At 57.3% G+C, this 2,892-nt stretch carries 1 protein-coding gene and 1 pseudogene; one reads left to right on the forward strand and one right to left on the reverse strand.

Features of this window, described 5'->3' with window-relative positions; genetic code table 11:
* Window positions 1–296 (reverse strand): annotated as a pseudogene (locus tag AB5Y85_RS07220) (iron-sulfur cluster carrier protein ApbC); the annotation flags it as partial.
* A 186-nt stretch (window positions 297–482) separates the two neighbouring features.
* Between AB5Y85_RS07220 and metG the strand changes: the two are divergent.
* Window positions 483–2,516, forward strand: coding sequence for a methionine--tRNA ligase (gene metG / locus AB5Y85_RS07225; RefSeq protein ID WP_257688142.1), 2,034 nt, complete (start codon window positions 483–485; stop codon window positions 2,514–2,516).
* Window positions 2,517–2,892 lie beyond the last annotated feature (376 nt).

Genomic DNA, 2,892 nt, shown 5'->3' on the forward strand with positions numbered 1-2,892 from the left:
ATGATGTTGCGAATGCCCTGCACGGCATTGAGGCCCTGCGCCCGCGGCATGCTGGCGACGTCAATCTCCAATGCCCAGTCGATACGGGCAGCGCCGGTGGCACTACGCAGCCTGGCATCGTAGTTCTCTTTGAGCTGATCGAGCAGCGAGAGACCGGCAAACGGCAAGACCAGCCGGATAGTAAGCCCCTGACCCTGATTGATGATCTCGCGAACGAATCCGGCATCCACCAGATCCTTGTGCCAGCCTGCTGGCTTAAATTCGGCGAGGATCTGTTTTACTGAATCAATCACCATTAACTCCTCATTATCTTGTCATTATCTTGAGGTGAACGGTTACCGCACACAAATCAGTGGCTTGCCTGCCATCATAACGGCAGGTGCTGCCAAGGTTGGCATAGCCACAACCCTAGGCAGGCTACCCCCAATTCGGGTAACATGCACGGCACTCTATCATCCCAACAAGCACATCAAGAACGTAATATGGCAACTGATCCTCGTAAAATGCTGGTAACCTGCGCCCTCCCCTATGCCAATGGCTCCATCCATCTTGGCCACATGCTGGAACATATCCAGGCCGATATCTGGGTTCGTTATCAGCGAATGCGCGGCCATCAGGTGCACTTCATCTGTGCCGATGATGCCCACGGCACCCCGATCATGCTCAAGGCACAGCAGATGGGGATCACCCCGGAAGAGATGATTGCCGCTGTCTCCAAGGAGCACCAGGCCGACTTCGCCGGGTTCAACATCAGCTTTGACAACTATCACTCCACCCACAGCGACGAAAACCGCGAGCTGGCGGAGCTGATCTACGGCCGCCTGAAAAATGGTGGCTTTATCAAGAGCCGCACCATCTCCCAGCTGTTCGATCCGGAAAAATCCATGTTCCTGCCGGACCGTTTCGTCAAGGGTACCTGCCCCAAGTGCAAGTCTCCGGAGCAGTATGGCGACAACTGCGACAGCTGCGGCGCCACCTACAGCCCGACTGAGCTTATCGATCCGAAATCTGCCGTCTCCGGCGCGACTCCGGTAATGAAGGACTCCGAGCACTTCTTCTTCGACCTGCCGCAGTTTGAAAAATGGCTCTCTGAGTGGGTGCGCGGCTCCGGCGCCATTCAGGAAGAGATGGCCAACAAGATGCAGGAGTGGTTCGAAAGCGGCCTGCAGCAGTGGGACATCACCCGTGACGCCCCCTACTTCGGTTTCGAAATTCCCGGCGCCCCGGGCAAGTACTTCTACGTCTGGCTCGATGCCCCCATCGGTTACATGGCGTCGTTCAAGAACCTGTGCAACAAGCGCGGCGACATCGACTTTGACAGCTACTGGAAAGCGGACTCCGAGGCCGAGCTCTACCACTTCATCGGCAAGGACATTGCCTACTTCCACTGCCTGTTCTGGCCGTCCATGCTGGAAGGTGCCAACTTCCGCAAGCCGACCAAGGTCAACGTGCACGGGTATGTGACCGTCAACGGCGCCAAGATGTCCAAGTCCAAGGGCACCTTTATCAAGGCATCCACCTACCTGAACCACCTGGATCCGGAGTGCCTGCGTTACTACTACGCCGCCAAGCTCAATAGCCGCATCGACGATCTGGACCTGAACCTCGAAGATTTCGTGCAGCGCGTCAACGCCGACGTGGTCAACAAGCTGGTCAACCTCGCCTCCCGCAACGCCGGTTTTATCGCCAAACGTTTTGGCGGCAAGCTGGCGGCAACCTGCGCCGAACCCGAACTCTACGCCGAATTCGCCAACGCCCGTACCGCTATTGCGGAAGCCTATGAGAGCCGCGAGTTCAGCCGCGCCATCCGCGAAATCATGGCGCTGGCCGACAAGGCCAACCGCTACGTGGACGACAAGGCTCCCTGGGTTATCGCCAAGAAGGAAGGGGCTGACGCCGAGCTGCAGGCGGTCTGCTCTGTCGGCATCAACCTGTTCCGCGTGCTGATGGCCTACCTCAAGCCCGTCATGCCGCTGTTGGCCGAACGTGCCGAAGCCTTCCTGGCCGAAACCCTCAGCTGGGATGGCATCGAGATGCCGCTGGTCGATCACACCGTTGCGCCGTTCAAGGCACTGTTCTCCCGCATCGAGCCGGCGAAGATTGAAGCCATGATCGAGGCCTCCAAGGAAGACCTGGCCAAAGAGCAGGCACCGAAAGTGACCGGTCCACTAGCTGATGACCCCATCAGCGAAACCATCACCTATGACGATTTTGCCAAGATTGACCTGCGCGTCGCGCTGATCAAGAAGGCCGAAGCGGTACCGGAAGCCGAGAAGCTGCTCAAGCTGCAACTGGATATCGGCGGCGAGACCCGTCAGGTGTTTGCCGGTATCAAGTCCGCCTACAACCCGGAAGATCTGGAAGGCAAGCTGACCGTCATGGTGGCCAACCTGGCTCCGCGCAAAATGCGTTTCGGCATGTCCGAAGGCATGGTGCTGGCTGCAGGCCCGGGCGGCAAGGATCTCTGGATCCTGGAGCCGCAGGAAGGCGCTCAGCCGGGTATGCGCGTCAAGTAAGCGTATCGCTGACTGCGACCACAGCCAGATAGAGAAGAGAGGCCAAACGGCCTAATGCCAGTCAGTTAATCCTGACTGGCATTGTTTTTATTGGCTTTTGGCACCACATACTTCTGTGGTCTTGCCTTGAGACTACGGGGATAACTCCGCTCACTTCGTTCCCGCAACACAGGACGGGACACTGAAAAAACAAAAAGCCCTGCCAGATTGGCAGGGCTTTTTCAGTCAACCTGTCCCGTCCTGAATATGGTTTACACCTTTCCCCCACATAAATTGGAGAACCCGATGGGACAAGGTGTGAAACGGACACAGCGCGATTACTCGCTGACTTTTAAACTGGCGCTGGTCGAGCAGATTGAAAAAGGCGAGCTCACCT

Origin of the sequence: Aeromonas sp. R3-1, assembly GCF_040908345.1 — a bacterium.
Lineage (GTDB): Bacteria > Pseudomonadota > Gammaproteobacteria > Enterobacterales > Aeromonadaceae > Aeromonas > Aeromonas veronii.